The sequence below is a fragment of the Ottowia sp. genome (assembly GCF_016703145.1).
GTDB lineage: Bacteria > Pseudomonadota > Gammaproteobacteria > Burkholderiales > Burkholderiaceae_C > Ottowia.
Genome location: NZ_JADJCO010000003.1, coordinates 422,511 through 437,459, shown reverse-complemented (window position 1 = coordinate 437,459; position 14,949 = coordinate 422,511). Strand labels below are relative to the sequence as shown.

The 14,949-nt window shown below is 73.5% G+C and carries 12 protein-coding genes; 3 read left to right on the top strand and 9 right to left on the bottom strand.

What is annotated here, in order from left to right:
• Positions 1 to 61: 61 nt before the first annotated feature.
• The 4 genes from otnI to IPG65_RS05695 are packed head-to-tail and all read right to left on the bottom strand — an operon-like array spanning position 62 to position 4,807.
• The gene (otnI, locus tag IPG65_RS05710) at positions 62 to 925 is read right to left on the bottom strand and encodes a 2-oxo-tetronate isomerase (RefSeq protein ID WP_293188289.1); all 864 of its coding nucleotides are present in this window, start codon (positions 923 to 925) and stop codon (positions 62 to 64) included.
• The gene (locus tag IPG65_RS05705; RefSeq protein WP_293188288.1) at positions 901 to 2,256 is read right to left on the bottom strand and encodes a UDP-glucose/GDP-mannose dehydrogenase family protein; all 1,356 of its coding nucleotides are present in this window, start codon (positions 2,254 to 2,256) and stop codon (positions 901 to 903) included. Before IPG65_RS05705 ends, otnI begins: the two co-directional genes overlap by 25 nt.
• Positions 2,253 to 3,296, bottom strand: coding sequence for an NAD-dependent epimerase (locus tag IPG65_RS05700; protein ID WP_293188287.1), 1,044 nt, complete (start codon positions 3,294 to 3,296; stop codon positions 2,253 to 2,255). Before IPG65_RS05700 ends, IPG65_RS05705 begins: the two co-directional genes overlap by 4 nt.
• Entirely contained in the window at positions 3,293 to 4,807 is a 1,515-nt protein-coding gene (locus IPG65_RS05695; protein ID WP_293188286.1) for a glycosyltransferase family 39 protein, read from the bottom strand. The genes IPG65_RS05700 and IPG65_RS05695 overlap by 4 nt, the downstream gene beginning before the upstream one ends.
• A 90-nt stretch (positions 4,808 to 4,897) precedes the next feature.
• On the opposite strand from IPG65_RS05695, the gene IPG65_RS05690 reads away from it, so the two are divergent.
• Entirely contained in the window at positions 4,898 to 5,932 is a 1,035-nt protein-coding gene (locus tag IPG65_RS05690) for a glycosyltransferase family 2 protein (RefSeq protein ID WP_293188285.1), read from the top strand.
• Positions 5,929 to 6,852: a lysylphosphatidylglycerol synthase transmembrane domain-containing protein gene (locus IPG65_RS05685; RefSeq protein WP_293188284.1), complete on the top strand. Its 924-nt coding sequence runs from the start codon at positions 5,929 to 5,931 to the stop codon at positions 6,850 to 6,852. Before IPG65_RS05690 ends, IPG65_RS05685 begins: the two co-directional genes overlap by 4 nt.
• Positions 6,853 to 6,921: 69 nt before the next feature.
• Here IPG65_RS05685 and hppD read toward each other — a convergent pair whose 3' ends face one another.
• The gene (gene hppD, locus IPG65_RS05680; RefSeq protein ID WP_293188283.1) at positions 6,922 to 8,055 is read right to left on the bottom strand and encodes a 4-hydroxyphenylpyruvate dioxygenase; all 1,134 of its coding nucleotides are present in this window, start codon (positions 8,053 to 8,055) and stop codon (positions 6,922 to 6,924) included.
• A gap of 242 nt (positions 8,056 to 8,297) precedes the next feature.
• Between hppD and IPG65_RS05675 the strand changes: the two genes are divergently transcribed.
• Positions 8,298 to 8,876: a hemerythrin domain-containing protein gene (locus IPG65_RS05675; RefSeq protein ID WP_293188282.1), complete on the top strand. Its 579-nt coding sequence runs from the start codon at positions 8,298 to 8,300 to the stop codon at positions 8,874 to 8,876.
• 13 nt (positions 8,877 to 8,889) lie between these two features.
• Here IPG65_RS05675 and pdeM read toward each other — a convergent pair whose 3' ends face one another.
• The 4 genes from pdeM to IPG65_RS05655 are packed head-to-tail and all read right to left on the bottom strand — an operon-like array spanning position 8,890 to position 14,942.
• Positions 8,890 to 9,579, bottom strand: coding sequence for a ligase-associated DNA damage response endonuclease PdeM (gene pdeM / locus IPG65_RS05670; protein WP_293188281.1), 690 nt, complete (start codon positions 9,577 to 9,579; stop codon positions 8,890 to 8,892).
• A gap of 34 nt (positions 9,580 to 9,613) precedes the next feature.
• Entirely contained in the window at positions 9,614 to 12,241 is a 2,628-nt protein-coding gene (locus tag IPG65_RS05665) for a ligase-associated DNA damage response DEXH box helicase (RefSeq protein WP_293188280.1), read from the bottom strand.
• Positions 12,238 to 13,884 (bottom strand): ATP-dependent DNA ligase, encoded by a 1,647-nt coding sequence (locus IPG65_RS05660; protein ID WP_293188279.1) that lies wholly within the window; start codon positions 13,882 to 13,884, stop codon positions 12,238 to 12,240. The genes IPG65_RS05665 and IPG65_RS05660 overlap by 4 nt, the downstream gene beginning before the upstream one ends.
• On the bottom strand, positions 13,881 to 14,942 hold the full coding sequence (locus IPG65_RS05655) for a ligase-associated DNA damage response exonuclease (protein ID WP_293188278.1): 1,062 nt from the start codon (positions 14,940 to 14,942) through the stop codon (positions 13,881 to 13,883). The genes IPG65_RS05660 and IPG65_RS05655 overlap by 4 nt, the downstream gene beginning before the upstream one ends.
• Positions 14,943 to 14,949 lie beyond the last annotated feature (7 nt).

Here is a 14,949-nt window from a genome sequence, read left to right as displayed (position 1 = left end):
CTGCAGGGTAGGCGCGCCAGCGGCGGCGCGGTGTAGGACGAGGGCCTGCGCGGGGACGGGATCAGCCCCCGGCCGCGCCCGCCGCCGCGTGGCGCCAGCCCAGGCCGCGCGAGGTGCCGCCGGGCTCGGCGCCCAGGCGCGGACGGTATTCGCAGCCGACCCAGCCGGGCCAGCCGCAGGCGGCGGCGACCTCGTCGATCACCTGGAACAGGTAGGGGTAGTTCAACTCGCCCACGTCGGGCTCGTGCCGCTCGGGCACGCCAGCGATCTGCAAGTGGCCGACGCGGCCGGTGGGCAGGTACTGGCGGATCTTGGTGGCCACGTCGCCCTCGACGATCTGGCAGTGGTACAGGTCCATCTGCACCTGCAGGCCGGGCGCGCCCACGGCCTGCGCGAGGGCGTGCGCCTCGTCCTGCCGGTTGAGGAAGTAGCCAGGCATGTCGCGCGGGTTGATCGGCTCGATCAGCAGGGTGCGCCCGGCCCGCGCCGCCTCGCGCGCGGCCCAGCGCAGGTTGCTTTCATAAAGAGAGCGTATGGCGCTTGCTGCATGCGGGCTGGAGCCGCTTTTATCCCATATTCCGGCCATGCAGTGGATGCGCGGGCAATCCAGCGCGTCGGCGTAGCGCAGCGCCAGTTGCACGCCGGCGCGGAACTCGTCCTCGCGGCCCGGCACGCAGGCGGTGCCGCGCGCGCCGGCGGCCCAGGCGGCATCGATGCCGGCCGCGTCCATCCCGCCGGGCGGCGCGTTGAACAGCACCTGGCGCAGGCCGTGGGCCTTCAGCCGCGCGGCCAGCTCCTGCGGCGCGAAGGCGTAGGGGAAGAGGTATTCCACCGCCTCGAAGCCGTCGCGCGCGGCCGCCTCGAAGCGGTCGAGGAAGGGCAGCTCGGGGTACAGCAGGCTCAGGTTGGCGGCGAAGCGGGGCATGGCGGGACGTCCGGCCGTCCGATGGAGGCGTAGCCGAGACCGTGGCGCGCCAGCACGGCGGGGTCGTAGAGGTTGCGGCCGTCGAACACCATGCGGTCCTTCAGCAGGCGCGCCATCTGGCCGAAGTCGGGCACGCGGAAGGTCTTCCACTCGGTGACGATGGCCAGCGCGTCGGCGCCTTCGAGCGCCTGCGCTGGGGTGTCGCACAGCGCCAGGTCAGGGCGCTCGCCGAAGAGGCGGCGCGCCTCGTCCATCGCCACCGGGTCGTGCGCGCGCACCTGGGCGCCGGCGGCCCACAGCGCGGCCAGCAGGGTGCGGCTGGGCGCCTCGCGCATGTCGTCGGTCTCGGGCTTGAAGGCCAGGCCCCACACGGCGATGGTCTTGCCCTGGAGCCGGCCGCCGTAGTGCGCGGCGATGCGCTCGGCCAGCACGCGGCGCTGGGCGTCGTTGCGGCGCTCGACGGCGCGCAGCAGCTCGGGGTCGAAGCCGATGGATTGCGCGGTGTGGATGAGCGCCTTCACGTCCTTGGGGAAGCAGCTGCCGCCGTAGCCCACGCCGGGGTAGATGAAGTGGTAGCCGATGCGCGGGTCGCTGCCGATGCCGCGCCGCACGGCCTCGATGTCGGCGCCCAGGCGCTCGGCCAGGCCGGCGATCTCGTTGATGAAGCTGATCTTGGTGGCCAGCATGGCGTTGGCGGCGTACTTGGTCAGCTCGGCGCTGCGCACGTCCATGACGACGATCTTGTCGTGGTTGCGGTTGAAGGGCGCGTACAGCTCGCGCAACTGGCGCTCGGCGGCGGGGCTGGCGGTGCCGATGACGATGCGGTCGGGCCGCTTGCAGTCGGCGACGGCGGCGCCTTCCTTCAGGAATTCGGGGTTGGAGACGACCTCGAACGGGATGTCCGCGCCGCGCGCCCGCAGCACCGCGCGCACCGCGCCGGCCACCTTGTCCGCCGTGCCCACCGGCACGGTGGACTTGTTGACGATGGTCTTGGGCGCGGCCATGTGGGTGGCGATGGTGCGGGCCACGGCCAGCACGTGCTGCAGGTCGGCGCTGCCGTCCTCGTCGGGCGGCGTGCCGACGGCCAGGAAGATCAGCTCGCCGTGCGCCACGCCCTCGGCGGCGTCGGTGGAAAAGCGCAGGCGGCGCGCGGCCTGGTTGGCCCGCACCAGCGCGTCCAGGCCGGGCTCGTGGATGGGGATGCGGCCGGCCTGCAGCGCGGCCACCTTGGCGGCGTCGATGTCCACGCACACCACGTCGTGCCCCACGTCGGCCAGCACGGCCCCTTGAACCAGACCGACATAGCCGGTGCCGAAGACGGTGACTTTCATGCTCGATAGAACTCCCGGTACCAATCGACGAAGCGCGCCACGCCGTCCCGCACCGGCGTGGCGGGCGCGAAGCCCACCCAGGCGCGCAGCGCGGCGGTGTCGGCCGCCGTGCTGTGCACGTCGCCGGGCTGGATCGGCAGCATGCGCTTGACCGCGCGCGTGCCCAGGGCGGACTCGATGGCGTCGATGTAGTCCAGCAGCAGCGTGGGCGTGCTGTTGCCGATGTTGAAGATGCGGTACGGCGCGCTGCTGGTGCCGGGGTTGGGCGCGAGGGCGTCGTGGGCCGGGTCGGGCGTGGCGGGCTTGTCCAGGACGCGCAGCACGCCTTCGACGATGTCGTCGATGTAGGTGAAGTCGCGCACCAGCCGGCCCTCGCCGTAGACGTCGATCGGCTCGCCGGCGAGCATGGCGCGGGTGAACTTGAACAGCGCCATGTCCGGCCGGCCCCAGGGCCCGTACACGGTGAAGAAGCGCAGGCCGGTGCACGGCAGGCCGTGGAGGTGGGCATGGCTGTGCGCCATCACCTCGTTGGCTTTCTTGGTGGCGGCGTAGTAGCTGACGGGGTGGTCCACCGCGTCGGTCTCGGCGTAGGGCAGCTTGGCGTTGCCGCCGTAGACGCTGGAGCTGCTGGCGAACACGAGGTGGCGCACCGCTTGCGCGCGGCAGCCCTGCAGCACGTGGGCGAAGCCGAGCAGGTTGGCGTCGGTGTAGTCGTCGGGCGCGTCGATCGAGTAGCGCACGCCCGCCTGCGCGGCCAGGTGCAGCACGTGGGTGGGGCGCACGCGGGCGAACAGCGCCGCCATGCCGGCGCGGTCGGCCAGGTCGAGCCGCTCGAAGCGGAAGGCCGGGTGCGCGGTGAGGCGCGCGAGGCGTGCCTGCTTCAGCGCGACGTCGTAATAGGCGTTGAGGTTGTCGATGCCGACCACCTGCTCGCCCCGCGCCAGCAGCCGCTCGGCGCAATGCATGCCGATGAAGCCGGCGCAGCCGGTCACGAGGAAGGTGGCCCCCTCGGGGCGGCCCGGCGTCGGCTCGGTGGTCATGGCTTTGCCTCCGCCGGCCGCCAGGCGAAGTGGTAGCGCGCCGGCGGCATGCCGTCCCGCACCATGTGGAAGGGCAGTTCGACCTTGCGCACCGCCGGCAGGCGCACCTGGGCGCCCGCCTTGTCCCACCAGCCGGCCTCGATGCGGTCGGCGCGCGACACCAGCAGCCAGCCCCGGCCGGCGGCGCGGGCGCGCGCGGCGTTGGCGGCCACGCAGGCGGGCACGCTCTCCTCCTCGGAGGTGCAGGCATCGACCTCGGCGCCCGGAAAGCGCGTGCGCAGCATGCCGGCCATCATGTGGTCGGACGCGATGATCAGCCCGCGGCCGTCGTAGCCGGCCTGGGCCAGGGCCACGGCCAGCTCGGCCGCGGGGTGGTTCAGCTCGTCCGGCTCGCCGCGCAGGCCGCTGAACCAGGGCCGCGCGCCCGCCGCCGCCAGGATGACGAGCGCCATGGCGATCAGCGCGCCGGTGTAGCGGCCGGCGCGCGGGTGCTGCTGCAGTTCCGGCCGCGCGGCGAAGGCGGCCAGCGGCGCCATGCACAGCAGGGGCAGCACCCAGCGGCCCTTGAAGTTGGTCACCCCCGCGAACAGCACCATGCCCAGCAGCGCCAGCAGCACCAGCGCCAGGTAGCGCGCGAAGACCCGGTGCGCCCACGGCGCCGCCGGCGCCAGCGGCCGGCGCCACCAGGCGGCGCGGAAGGCCCACAGCGCCGCCAGCACCCACAGCGCCAGCGTGCCCAGCGCGCCGTCCAGCAGGCTCAGCAGGCCCTTGCCCAGGCGCCGCTCGGGGTGGATCTGCATCTTGTTCAGCGTGCCCGTCGTCGCCTCCGCCAGGTGCGACAGCAGCCAAGTGGCGTGCGGCAGCACCACCAGCGCGCCCACCACCAGCGCCCACCACCAGCCGCGCGACAGCAGCGCGCGGCGCGACTCGGGCACCGACAGCGCCGCCGCCAGCATGGCGCCGGCCACCAGCGCGAAGCTGTACTTGGCCAGCAGGCCCAGGCCGCATACCAGCCCCAGCCACGCGAAGTCGGCCGGCCGCCGGTGCCGCACGATGCGCAGCAGCAGCCACCAGGCGCCGCAGGCCATGGCGGTGACCAGGATGGTGTGCGTCTGGTCGCGGATCGAGTACCAGCCCAGCGGCGGCAGCAGCATCATGCTGGCCGACGCCCACCAGGCGCCGCGCGGGCCCAGCAGCTGGCACCCGGCCAGGTACATCAGCACGTAGGTCAGCGCCAGCAGCGCGTGCTTCAGGAAGGACAGCGCCAGCACGCTGGGGCCGGCGACCTGGTTCACGCCCCACTGCAGCCAGGTGTAGAGCGGCGGCTGGGCGCCGTAGCCCAGCGCGAGCTGCTGCGACCACAGCATCTGCTCGGCCTCGTCCCACTTCAGCGCCGGCGACACGGCCACGCGCACCGCCACGTGCGCCAGCGCCAGCAGCAGCAGCCAGGCCAGGGGGCGGTCGAGCGGGAAGCGGGGCGTCGGCGCGGCGGCTGCGGCGGTGGCGGTCATGGGCGTGAGGAGGGCGGCGCGTCGCGCCGGCGGGGCGAGGCACAATCGTCGGTGCCCATTATCCAGTCTGAAGAGCCGAGCCCACCCGCCATGACCGACGCCCCCCGCGCCGCCGCGCCCGATGTCTCCATCGTGGTGCCGATCTACAACGAGGTCGACAACCTGCCCGACCTGGTGGCGCGCATCGGCGCGGCCATGGCGCGCCAGCCGCTTCGCTTCGAGTTGCTGGCGGTGGACGACGGCTCGACCGACGGCAGCGCCGCCCGGCTGCGCGAGCTGGCCGCCGCCACGCCCTGGCTGCGGCCGGTGTTCCTGGCGCGCAACTACGGGCAGTCCAGCGCGCTGCAGGCCGGCTTCGACCGCGTGCGCGGCCGCTACGTGGTGACGCTGGACGCCGACCTGCAGAACGAGCCGGACGACATCCCGCTGCTGCTGGAGCGCCTGGAGGTGGACCCCGACGTGGACATGGTCTCCGGCTGGCGCAAGGACCGGCAGGACGCCGAGCTGTCGCGCAAGCTGCCCTCGCGCATCGCCAACCGGCTGATCTCGCGCGCCACCGGCGTGTACCTGCACGACTACGGCTGCGCGCTGAAGGCCTACCGCCGGCCCATCATCGACCGGCTGCGCCTGTACGGCGAGCTGCACCGCTTCATCCCCTCGCTGGCCAAGGAGGCCGGCGCGCGCATCACCGAGGTGCCGGTGCGCCACCACGCGCGCACGCGCGGCGTGTCCAAGTACGGCATCGACCGCACCTTCCGCGTCATCCTGGACCTGATCCTCGTCGTCTTCTTCATGCGCTACCGCCAGCGCCCGCTGCACGCCTTCGGCGGGCTCGGGCTGTGGCTGGCGGCGCCGGGGGTGCTGATGCTGGGGTGGCTGTTCGTTCTCAAGCTGTTCGGCGAGGACATCGGCGGCCGGCCGCTGCTGCTGGTGGGCGTGATGCTGGTGCTGATGGGCGTGCAGCTCATCGCCGCCGGGCTGATCGGCGAGCTGCTCACGCGCATCTACCACGAGGCCGGCGGCGTGCCCCAGTTCCACGCCGAGGAGTACGTGCCAGGCGATGAGAAAAATGGCGGCCTAGCCCGCGCCGATACTGCGCCACCAGCTACATCTTTAATAGCGTGAAGCGCGCCCGCAAGGCCCTGTGGCGCGGCCTGCTGGGCCTGGCGCTGCTGGGCGCGGTGCTGGCGCTGGCCGACCCGGCGCGCGTGTGGGCGCAGTTGCGCCAGGCCGATCCGGCCTGGCTGCTGGCGGCGCTGCTGGCCGCCATCGCCTCCAACCTGGTCTCGGCCCTGCGCTGGCGCGCCCTGGCGCGCTGGCTGGGCGCCGACGTCGGCGTGCGCGACGCCTGCCGCTGGTACTTCCAGGCCATCGGGCTGAACGCGCTGCTGCCGGGCGCGGTGGTCGGCGGCGACGTGTACCGCGCCGTGGTGCTGCGCCGCGCCGGGCAGGACACGCTGGCCTCCACCTGGTCGGTGGTGCTGGACCGCGTGAGCGGGCTGTGGATGCTGTGCGCGCTGGGCGGCCTGGGCGCCGCCGCCTGCGCCGGGCCGCTGGGCGCGGCGCTGCGGCTGCCGCCCACCGGGCTGGCCGCCGCCGCGCTGGCTGGCACGGCGCCGTGGCTGGCGCTGCCCTGGGCCTTGCCGTGGCTGCTGCGCCGCTGGGCGCCGGGCTGGCTGGCGCCGCTCGGCGCGGCGGCGGCGCGGCCGGACTTCGCCGCCCAGGTGGGCCGGCAGGCGCTGGCCTCGGCGGCGGTGCAGGTGCTGTCGGCGGCGGCGCTGGCCGCGGGCGCGCTGGCGCTGGGCGTGCGGCAGCCGCCGGCCGTGTGGGCGTTCGCCAGCGCGCCCATCTTTCTGATGGCGGCGCTGCCGGTCAGCGTGGGCGGCTGGGGCACGCGCGAGGCGGCGGCGGCGGCGGCGCTGGCGCCCTTCGGCGTCGCCGCGCCGGCGGCCGTGGGCGCGGCGATGATCTACGGCGCCTGCGCGCTGGTGCAAGGCGCGCTGGGGGCCCTGGCCTTCGGGTTGCCGCGGGATACTATCAAATAGAGAGCTGTTAACGCAATGTCGGTGCGGGCTACGGGCCGATTCGACTTGAAGTCTGGCCCTGCGGCGCCGTCAACCCGGCGCCTTGGCCGGGATCACGCCGCGCCGCATCTGATCCAGCTCCATGGTCTCGAACAGGGCCTTGAAGTTGCCTTCGCCGAAGCCCTCGTTGCCCTTGCGCTGGATGAACTCGAAGAAGATCGGGCCGAGCTGGTTCTCGCTGAAGATCTGCAGCAACAACTCGCCCTCGTGCCCGTCCACCAGGATGTTGCGCGACTGCAGCTCGCCGATGGGCTCGGCCAGGCCCGGGATGCGCCCCGGCAGCAGTTCGTAATACGTCTCGCTGGTCTGCAGCAGCTTCACGCCCGCCATCTGCAACTGGTCCACCGCGTGGTACAGGTCCTGGGCGGCCAGCGCGATGTGCTGCACGCCCTCGCCGTGGTAGCGGTCCAGGTACTCCTGGATCTGGCCCTTCTGGTCGTTGCCCTCCTCGTTGATGGGGATGCGGATCTTGCCGCAGGGGCTGGTCATGGCCTTGCTCTTGACGCCGGTGGCTTGGCCCTCGATGTCGAAGTAGCGCACCTCGCGGAAGTTGAACAGGCGCTCGTAAAACCCCGCCCACTCGTCCATGCGGCCCTTGTGCACGTTGTGCGTCAGGTGGTCGATCAGCTTCAGGCCGAAGCCCTCGGGGTGGATGGCGGCGGCGCCGCTCACGCCCGGCAGCGGCTCGAAGTCCACGTCGTAGAAGCCGATGTTGCCGATGTCGCCCTCCCGGGCGCCGTTCTTGCCGCGCCAGCGGTCGATGAAGTAGATGATCGAGTCGCCGATGCCCTTGATGGCCGGGATGTTCAGCTCGCCCGGCCCGGCGTGGCCGGCGTAGCCCCAGGCGCCCAGCGCGATGGCGCGCTCGTGGGCGGCCTTGGCGTCCCGCACGCGGAAGGCGATGGCGCAGATGCTGGGCCCGTGCAGGCGGGCGAAGCGCTGGGCGAAGCTGTCGGGCTCGGCGTTGAGGATGAAGTTGATCTCGCCCTGGCGGTACAGCAGCACGTTCTTGTGGCGGTGCCGTGCCACGGCGGTGAAGCCCATGCGTTCGAACAGCGCGCCCATGGCGGCGGGGTCGGGCGCGGCGTACTCGATGAACTCGAAGCCGTCGGTGCCCATGGGGTTGTCCCACAGGGTGCCGGGCTGGGCGGTGGCGGTGGACATGGCGGGCTCCTTCGGTTGGCGCGGGCGATGCGCCACTGTACGAGGGAACGCGGGGCGCCGAAAGCCGCGGCGGCGCTGCCGGTTTCAAGCAATATTGGCCTCAAGCCCGCATGGATATTGAGACAAAAGCTAGTTAAATAATAGCAATCTGGCGTCCCTGGGCGGCCCCGCCTTTCTTGATCCACGTCAGCGCCGCCGCCCCGCCCCGCGCCTAGACTGGCCTGAACGCGAGGACCACCGCCATGACCCACCGCAGCCTGCAGATCATCCGCGACGAGCATTTGTCCCTGGCCGCCATGCTGCGGTCGATGCGCCTGCTGGTCGAGCGCGGGCTGGAGGACGACCCCAAGGGCTTCTTCGACGTGCTGCGCGCCATGCTGTTCTACATCAGCGAGTTTCCCGAGCGCCTGCACCACCCGAAGGAGACCACGCTGCTGTTCCCGCGCGTGGTGCGTGCCGCGCCCGACACCGCCGCGGCCGTGGCGCGGCTGGACCGCGACCACGCCTACACCGAAGGGGCCGTGCACGAGCTGATGCACCTGCTGCTGGCCTGGGAGCTGCTGGGCGAGTCGCGCCAGGGCGCCTTCGTGCGGGCGTTCATGCGCTACGTCGACCTGTACCTGGCGCACATGCGGCTGGAGGAGCAGGAGATCCTGCCCGCCGCCGAGCGGCACCTGAGCGAGGCCGACTGGAAGACGCTGGACGCCGCCTTCGAGGCCAACCGCGACCCGCTGACTGGCCAGCACCGGCCCGAGGCGGCCTACGAACGGCTGTTCTCCCGCATCGTGAGGGCGACGCCGGCGCCGATCGGGCTGGGCTGAGCGTCGCGGGCGCTCACGGAGCTGCGCTCGCCGGCAGCGCCCACACCCCCGCGCCGCCCACGACGTGCAGGCGACGGCCCGGCGCGGCGTCCATCGGCGCGCCGCCGGTGAACTCGCCGAAGGCCGGCAGCAGCGCCAGGCCGGGCTCGCTGACGAAGCACGGCAGGCGCAGGCTGTCGCGGCCGGGCCCCTGCAGCCGGCACACCGGATGCACGTGGCCGGCCAGCACGAAATGCGTGGCGTGCCGCTGCGGATGGTGGCAGCAAGCGAAGGGGCCGAGCAGGTGCGGCTCGTTCACCACGGCGATGCCCAGCTCGGGCGGCGGGTCGCCGGCGCGGCGGTCGTGGTTGCCGCGCACCAGCGTCATGGCGATGCCGGCGTGCCGCGCGCGCCACGCCGCGGCCGCCCGCAGCAGGGCCGGCGTGCGCGCCTCGGGCGCGTGCAGGAAGTCGCCGAGGAAGACGATGGCCTGCGGCGCCTGCGTGGCGATCAGCGCGTCCAGCCGCGCCAGGTTCTGCCGCGTGGTGCCGCCGGGCACCGGCTGGCCCAGCGCGCGGTAGGCGGCGGCTTTGCCCAGGTGCAGGTCGGCCACGAACAGCGTGCGGCGCGCCGGCCACCACAGCGCCCGCCCGGCCAGCAGGAGCACGCGCTCGCCGGCCCAGACGGCTTCGCAGGAAGAGGGGGGCGGGACGGCGCGGGTCACGGGGAAGACAGTGTCCCGGAAGACCCCGTCGCGTTCATGCGCGCCCGCGACGGCGACGCGGCGGACGCGGGCCGGCGGCGGCGTCGGGCGCGTCCTGCCCGAAGGCCAGCCGCGCGCGCACGCCTTCGGCCGTGGCCGAGGCCACCTCGCCCGGCGCCACGCCGCCGCCGGCAGCCTGCTCCAACTGCGCCACCATGCGGGCGATGCGGGCGGCCACGCTCTCGTTGGACAGCTTCTCGCGGAAACGCTCCACCATCAGCGGGAAGGCGAAGGGCGAGGGCCGCGCCAGCGGCTGCAGCACGAGGCGCTGCCCGGCCATGCGCGCCAGGCTGGCGGCCAGGCGGCCGATCTCCAGCTCCTGCGCCAGCAACTCGGCCTCGGCCTGGGCCAGCAGGCGGTTGGCCGGGTCGTACTTGCGCAGCACCTCCCAGAAAAGCGACGACGAGGCCTGCACCTGCCGGCTGCTGCGCCGCTCGCCGGGGTAGCCCAGGAAGATCAGGCCCGCCACGCGCGCGATCTCGCGGAAGCGCCGCTGCGCCAGCTCGCCGGCGTTGAGGCTGGCCAGCACCTCGTGCAGCAGGGCGTCGCGCCCGTCCGGCGGCTGGCCATGGCGCAGCACCTGGGGCAGCGGCTCGGCCCAGTCGATCGGCGTGGCGCTCAGCAGCTCGAAGCCGTAGTCGTTGACGGCGATGGAGAAGGTGCGCGGCGCGTGCCGCGCCACGCGCCAGCCGATCAGGCTGGCCAGGCCCATGTGCACCGGCCGGCTGGCGAAGGGGTAGAGGAACAGGTGCGTGCCCTCGCGCGAGGCCAGCACCTCGGCCAGCAGCGTGCCGGGCGTGGGCAGGTGCGACCAGCGCTGCTGGATCTCCAGCAACGGCCGCACGCACCGCAGCTCGGGCGAGTCCCAGCGGCCGGCGTCGGCGCGGGCGAGCTGGTCCACCACCGCGTCGGCCAGCGTGGTGGACAGCGGCATGCGCCCGCCGTTCCAGCGCGGCACCGCCGGGCGGCGGCCGGTGGCGCGGCGCACCCAGGCCGTCATCTCGTGCACGCGCACCAACTCCAACTGCCGGCCGCCGAAGAGGAAGCAGTCGCCCGGCTTCATGCGCGCGACGAAGCTCTCCTCCACGCTGCCGATGCGCGCGCCGCCGACGAACCGCACGCTCATGCTGGCGTCGCTGACGATGGTGCCGATGTTCATGCGGTGGCGCCGCGCCAGGCGCGCATCGGGCACGCGCCACACGCCCTCGGCGTCGGGCACGGCGCGGCGGTAGTCGGGGTAGGCCGCCAGCGAGGGGCCGCCCTGGCGCACGAAGTCCAGGCACCACTGCCAGTTCGCGTCGGACAAGTGCTCGTAGGCGGCCGTGCGGCGCACTTCCGCCAGCAAGTCGTCGGGCCGGAAGCCGCCGCCCAGCGCCACCGTGACGAGGTGCTGCACCAGCACATCCAGCGGCTCCCGCGGCGAGTGGCGCGACTCGATGTGGCCGGCGGCGATGGCGTCGCGCGCCGCGGCGCCTTCCATGATCTCCAGGCTGTGCGTGGGCACGATCGTCACGCGCGAGGGCCGCCCCGGCGCATGGCCAGAGCGGCCGGCGCGCTGCAGCAACCGCGCCACGCCCTTGGGCGATCCGATCTGCAGCACACGCTCGACCGGCAGGAAGTCCACGCCCAGGTCCAGGCTGGAGGTGCACACGACGGCTTTGAGTGTCCCGTTCTTCAAGCCCTGCTCCACCCACTCGCGCGCCGCCTTGTCCAGCGAGCCGTGGTGCAGCGCGACGATGCCGGCCCACTCGGGCTTGGCGTCCAGCAGCGCCTGGTACCAGAGCTCGGCCTGAGAGCGCGTGTTGGTGAAGACCAGCGTGGTGCCGCTGGCCTCGATCTCGGCCACCACCTGCGGCAGCATCGTCAGCCCCAGGTGCCCGCCCCAGGGGAAGCGCTCGGCGCGGCCCGGCAGCAGCGAATCGACGACCAGCTTCTTGGGCACGGCGCCCTGCACCAGCGTGCCGGGCGCGCCGGGCCCGAGCAGCGTGTGCATCGCCTCGCGCAGGTTGCCCAGCGTGGCCGACATGCCCCAGGTGAGCAGGCCCGCGTTCCAGCCGCGCAGCCGCGCCAGCGCCAGCTGCACCTGCACGCCGCGCTTGTTGCCCAGCAGCTCGTGCCACTCGTCCACCACGACCAGCGTCAGGTGCTGGAACACCTCGCGCGCATCGGCGCGGGCCAGCAGCAGCGACAGGCTCTCGGGCGTGGTGACCAGCACGGTGGGCAGGCGCCTGTCCTGCGCGGCGCGCTCGCTCGAGGGCGTGTCGCCGCTGCGCGCGCCGGCGCGCCAGTGCGGGGCCAGCGCTGCCAGCGGCTCGGCCAGCGCGCGCAGCGTGTCGGCCGCCAGCGCGCGCATGGGCGTGAGCCACAGCACCGCGAGCGGAGGCGCTACTTGTTTGATAGCTGTTGACGTAGATGGGTAGCGGGCTGGAGGCCGCTTTGTTTCGGATTTCCGGCCCGCGAAGGCTTGCAGCGCGCCCAGCCACACCGCATGGGTCTTGCCCGCGCCGGTGGTCGCGTGCAGCAGGCCGCTCTCGCCTTGGCCGATGGCGCGCCACACCGCGCGCTGGAAGGCGAAGGGCTTCCAGCCGCGGGCGGCGAACCAGTCGGCCAGGGCACGCTTCATGGCGGCAGCAAGGCCTCCAGCGTCTGCAGCGTGTCGGCCTCCTCCACCGGCTTGTCCTCGCGCCAGCGCAGCATGCGCGGGAAGCGCACGGCGATGCCGCTCTTGTGGCGCGTGCTGCGGGCGATGCCCTCGAAGCCGAGTTCGAAGACGAGCGTGGGCTTGACCGAGCGCACGGGGCCGAAGCTCTCGACGGTGGTCCTGCGGATGACGGCGTCCACGCGCGCCATCTCGGCGTCGGTGAGGCCGGAGTAGGCCTTGGCGAAGGGCACCAGCTGGCGCTCGGCGTCGCCGGGCAGGCCGTTCCACACGGCGAAGGTGTAGTCGCTGTAGAGGCTGGCGCGGCGGCCGTGGCCGCGCTGGGCGTACACCAGCACGGCATCGACGCTGAGCGGGTCGATCTTCCACTTCCACCACACGCCCACGTCCTTGGTGCGGCCGACGCCGTAGCGCGCGTCGCGGCGCTTGAGCATCATGCCTTCCACGCCGCGCTCTCGGGCGGATTCGCGCAGGCGGGCCAAGTCGGCCCAGCCGTCGCCCCCGATCACGGGGCTGGGGACGAGCAGCGGATGGTTCACCTCGCGCAGCAGCGCGTCCAGCCGCGCGCGGCGCTGGTCCTGCGGCAGCGCGCGCAGGTCGCGGCCCGCGTGCTCGATCAGGTCGTAGGCCAGCAGCACCACGGGCAGCTCGCGCAGCAGCTTGGGGCCGAGGGTCTTGCGGCCGATGCGCCTCTGCAGTTCGGCGAAGGGCTGCACCGTGCCGTCGCGCCAGACCACGATCTCGCCGTCGAGCACGCTGTCGTCGGGCAGCGCCTCGCCCATGGCGGCGAGTTCGGGGAAGCGCTCGGTCACCAGCTCCTCGCCGCGCGACCACAGCCACACCTGGCCGGCGCGCTTGACGAGCTGGGCGCGGATGCCGTCCCACTTCCATTCGACCAGCCAGCCGGCGGTCGGGCCCAGCAGCGCGTCGAACTGCGCGATGTCCACGTTGAAGGGATGCGCCAGGAAGAAGGGGTACGGCTGGCCGCTGGTCTGCGCCGCGCGCTCCTGCGCGGCCTCGGGCGCGACGAGGGCGGCGTAGGCGGCGGCATCGGGCCGCGCGCCGAGGTGGGTGTAGCCCATCAGGCGCTGCGCGACGCGCTTGGCGTCCACGCCGCCCACCGCCGCCAGCGCCTGCGTGACCTGCAGCTTCGACACGCCGACGCGGAAGGCGCCGGTGATGAGCTTGAAGTAGACCAGGCGCTCGTCCGGCGCGAGCCGGCGCCACTGGGTGCGCAGGCGCTCGGGCAGCGCGTCGGCGGGTGCGCCGCGCAGGGGCAGCAGGTGGTCCTGGACCCACCGCGCCAGGCCCAGGTCGTGCGCTTCGCCGGGGGGCGGCAGCAGCAGCGCGATGGTCTCGGCCAGGTCGCCGACGGCCTGGTAGCTCTCCTCGAACAGCCATTCGGGCAGGCCGGCCGCCTCCTGCGCCAGCAGGCGCAGCAGCTTGACGGGCACCAGCTGGCGCGGTTTGCCGCCGGCCAGGAAGTAGACGGCCCAGGCCGCGTCCTGCGGCGGCGCGGCGCGCAGGTAGCGCTGCAGCGCGGCCTGCTTGGCCAGGCTGGAGGTGCTGGCGTCCAGGTCGCGGTAGAGGGCGGCGAAGGCTTTCACGCGGCGGCGCCTTCGCCTTGCGCGGTGGCGGCCGGCTCATCCTCGTCCCCGTATTCGGTGGCGAAGCCCTGCGCCTGCAGCCCGCGCTCGCGCAGCCAGCGCACCATCACCGCCACGCTGCCGTGGGTGACGAAGACGCGGCTCGCGCCGGTGGCGGCGATGGCCTGCTGCAGGCCGGGCCAGTCGGCGTGGTCGCTCATGACGAAGCCGCGGTCCACGCCGCGCCGCCGGCGCGTGCCGCGCAGCTGCATCCAGCCGCTGGCGAAGGCGTCGGCATAGGGGCCGAAGCGGCGCAGCCACGGCGTGCCCTGCGCCGAGGGCGGCGCCAGCACCAGCGCGCGCTTTAGCAGCGCCGCATCGACGCCCGGGTCTGTCACACGCAACGTCGGCGGCAGCGCCACGCCGGCGGCGCGGTAGACGGCGTTCAGCGGCAGGACGGCGCCGTGCGCGACGATGGGGCCGATGGAGGCATCGACGCCGTGCAGGATGCGCTGCGCCTTGCCGAAGGCGTAGCAGAAGAGCACCGAGGCGCGGCCCTCTTCCGCGTTGCGCCGCCACCAGGCGTCGATCTCGGCGAACAGCTGCGGCTGCGTCGGCCAGCGGTAGATCGGCAGGCCGAAGGTGGACTCGGTGATGAAGGTGTCGCAGGGCACCGGCTCGAAGGGCGCGCAGGTGCCGTCGGGCTCGGTCTTGTAGTCGCCCGAGGCCACCCACACGCGGCCGGCGTGTTGCAGCCGCACCTGGGCCGAGCCCAGCACGTGCCCGGCCGGGTGCAGCGAGAGGCGCACGCCATGGTGCTCGATCGTGTCGCCGTAGGCCAGGGTCTGCAGCGTGATGTCCGCGCCGAGGCGCGCGCGCAGCACGCCGGCGCTGTCGGTGTGGGCGAGGTAGTGCGCATGGCCCCGGCGCGCGTGGTCGGAATGGCCGTGGGTGATGACGGCGCGCTCGACCGGCTTCCAGGGGTCGATGTAGAAGTCGCCGGGCGGGCAGTACAGGCCTTCGGAGCGGGCGACGACGAGGTCGCCGGCGCCGGGGCCAGGCAGGTCGGGGGAGGCCATGGCCCGG

Bases quoted from the DNA above. Each gene is read 5' to 3' on its own strand.
- IPG65_RS05675 (WP_293188282.1), top strand. From the start codon at position 8,298: ATGACCCACCGCAGCCTGCAGATCATCCGCGACGAGCATTTGTCCCTG.
- IPG65_RS05695 (WP_293188286.1), bottom strand. From the start codon at position 4,807: ATGACCGCCACCGCCGCAGCCGCCGCGCCGACGCCCCGCTTCCCGCTC.
- IPG65_RS05705 (WP_293188288.1), bottom strand. From the start codon at position 2,256: ATGAAAGTCACCGTCTTCGGCACCGGCTATGTCGGTCTGGTTCAAGGG.
- hppD (WP_293188283.1), bottom strand. From the start codon at position 8,055: ATGTCCACCGCCACCGCCCAGCCCGGCACCCTGTGGGACAACCCCATG.
- otnI (WP_293188289.1), bottom strand. From the start codon at position 925: ATGCCCCGCTTCGCCGCCAACCTGAGCCTGCTGTACCCCGAGCTGCCC.
- IPG65_RS05665 (WP_293188280.1), bottom strand. From the start codon at position 12,241: ATGAAGCGTGCCCTGGCCGACTGGTTCGCCGCCCGCGGCTGGAAGCCC.
- IPG65_RS05700 (WP_293188287.1), bottom strand. From the start codon at position 3,296: ATGACCACCGAGCCGACGCCGGGCCGCCCCGAGGGGGCCACCTTCCTC.
- IPG65_RS05690 (WP_293188285.1), top strand. From the start codon at position 4,898: ATGACCGACGCCCCCCGCGCCGCCGCGCCCGATGTCTCCATCGTGGTG.
- IPG65_RS05655 (WP_293188278.1), bottom strand. From the start codon at position 14,942: ATGGCCTCCCCCGACCTGCCTGGCCCCGGCGCCGGCGACCTCGTCGTC.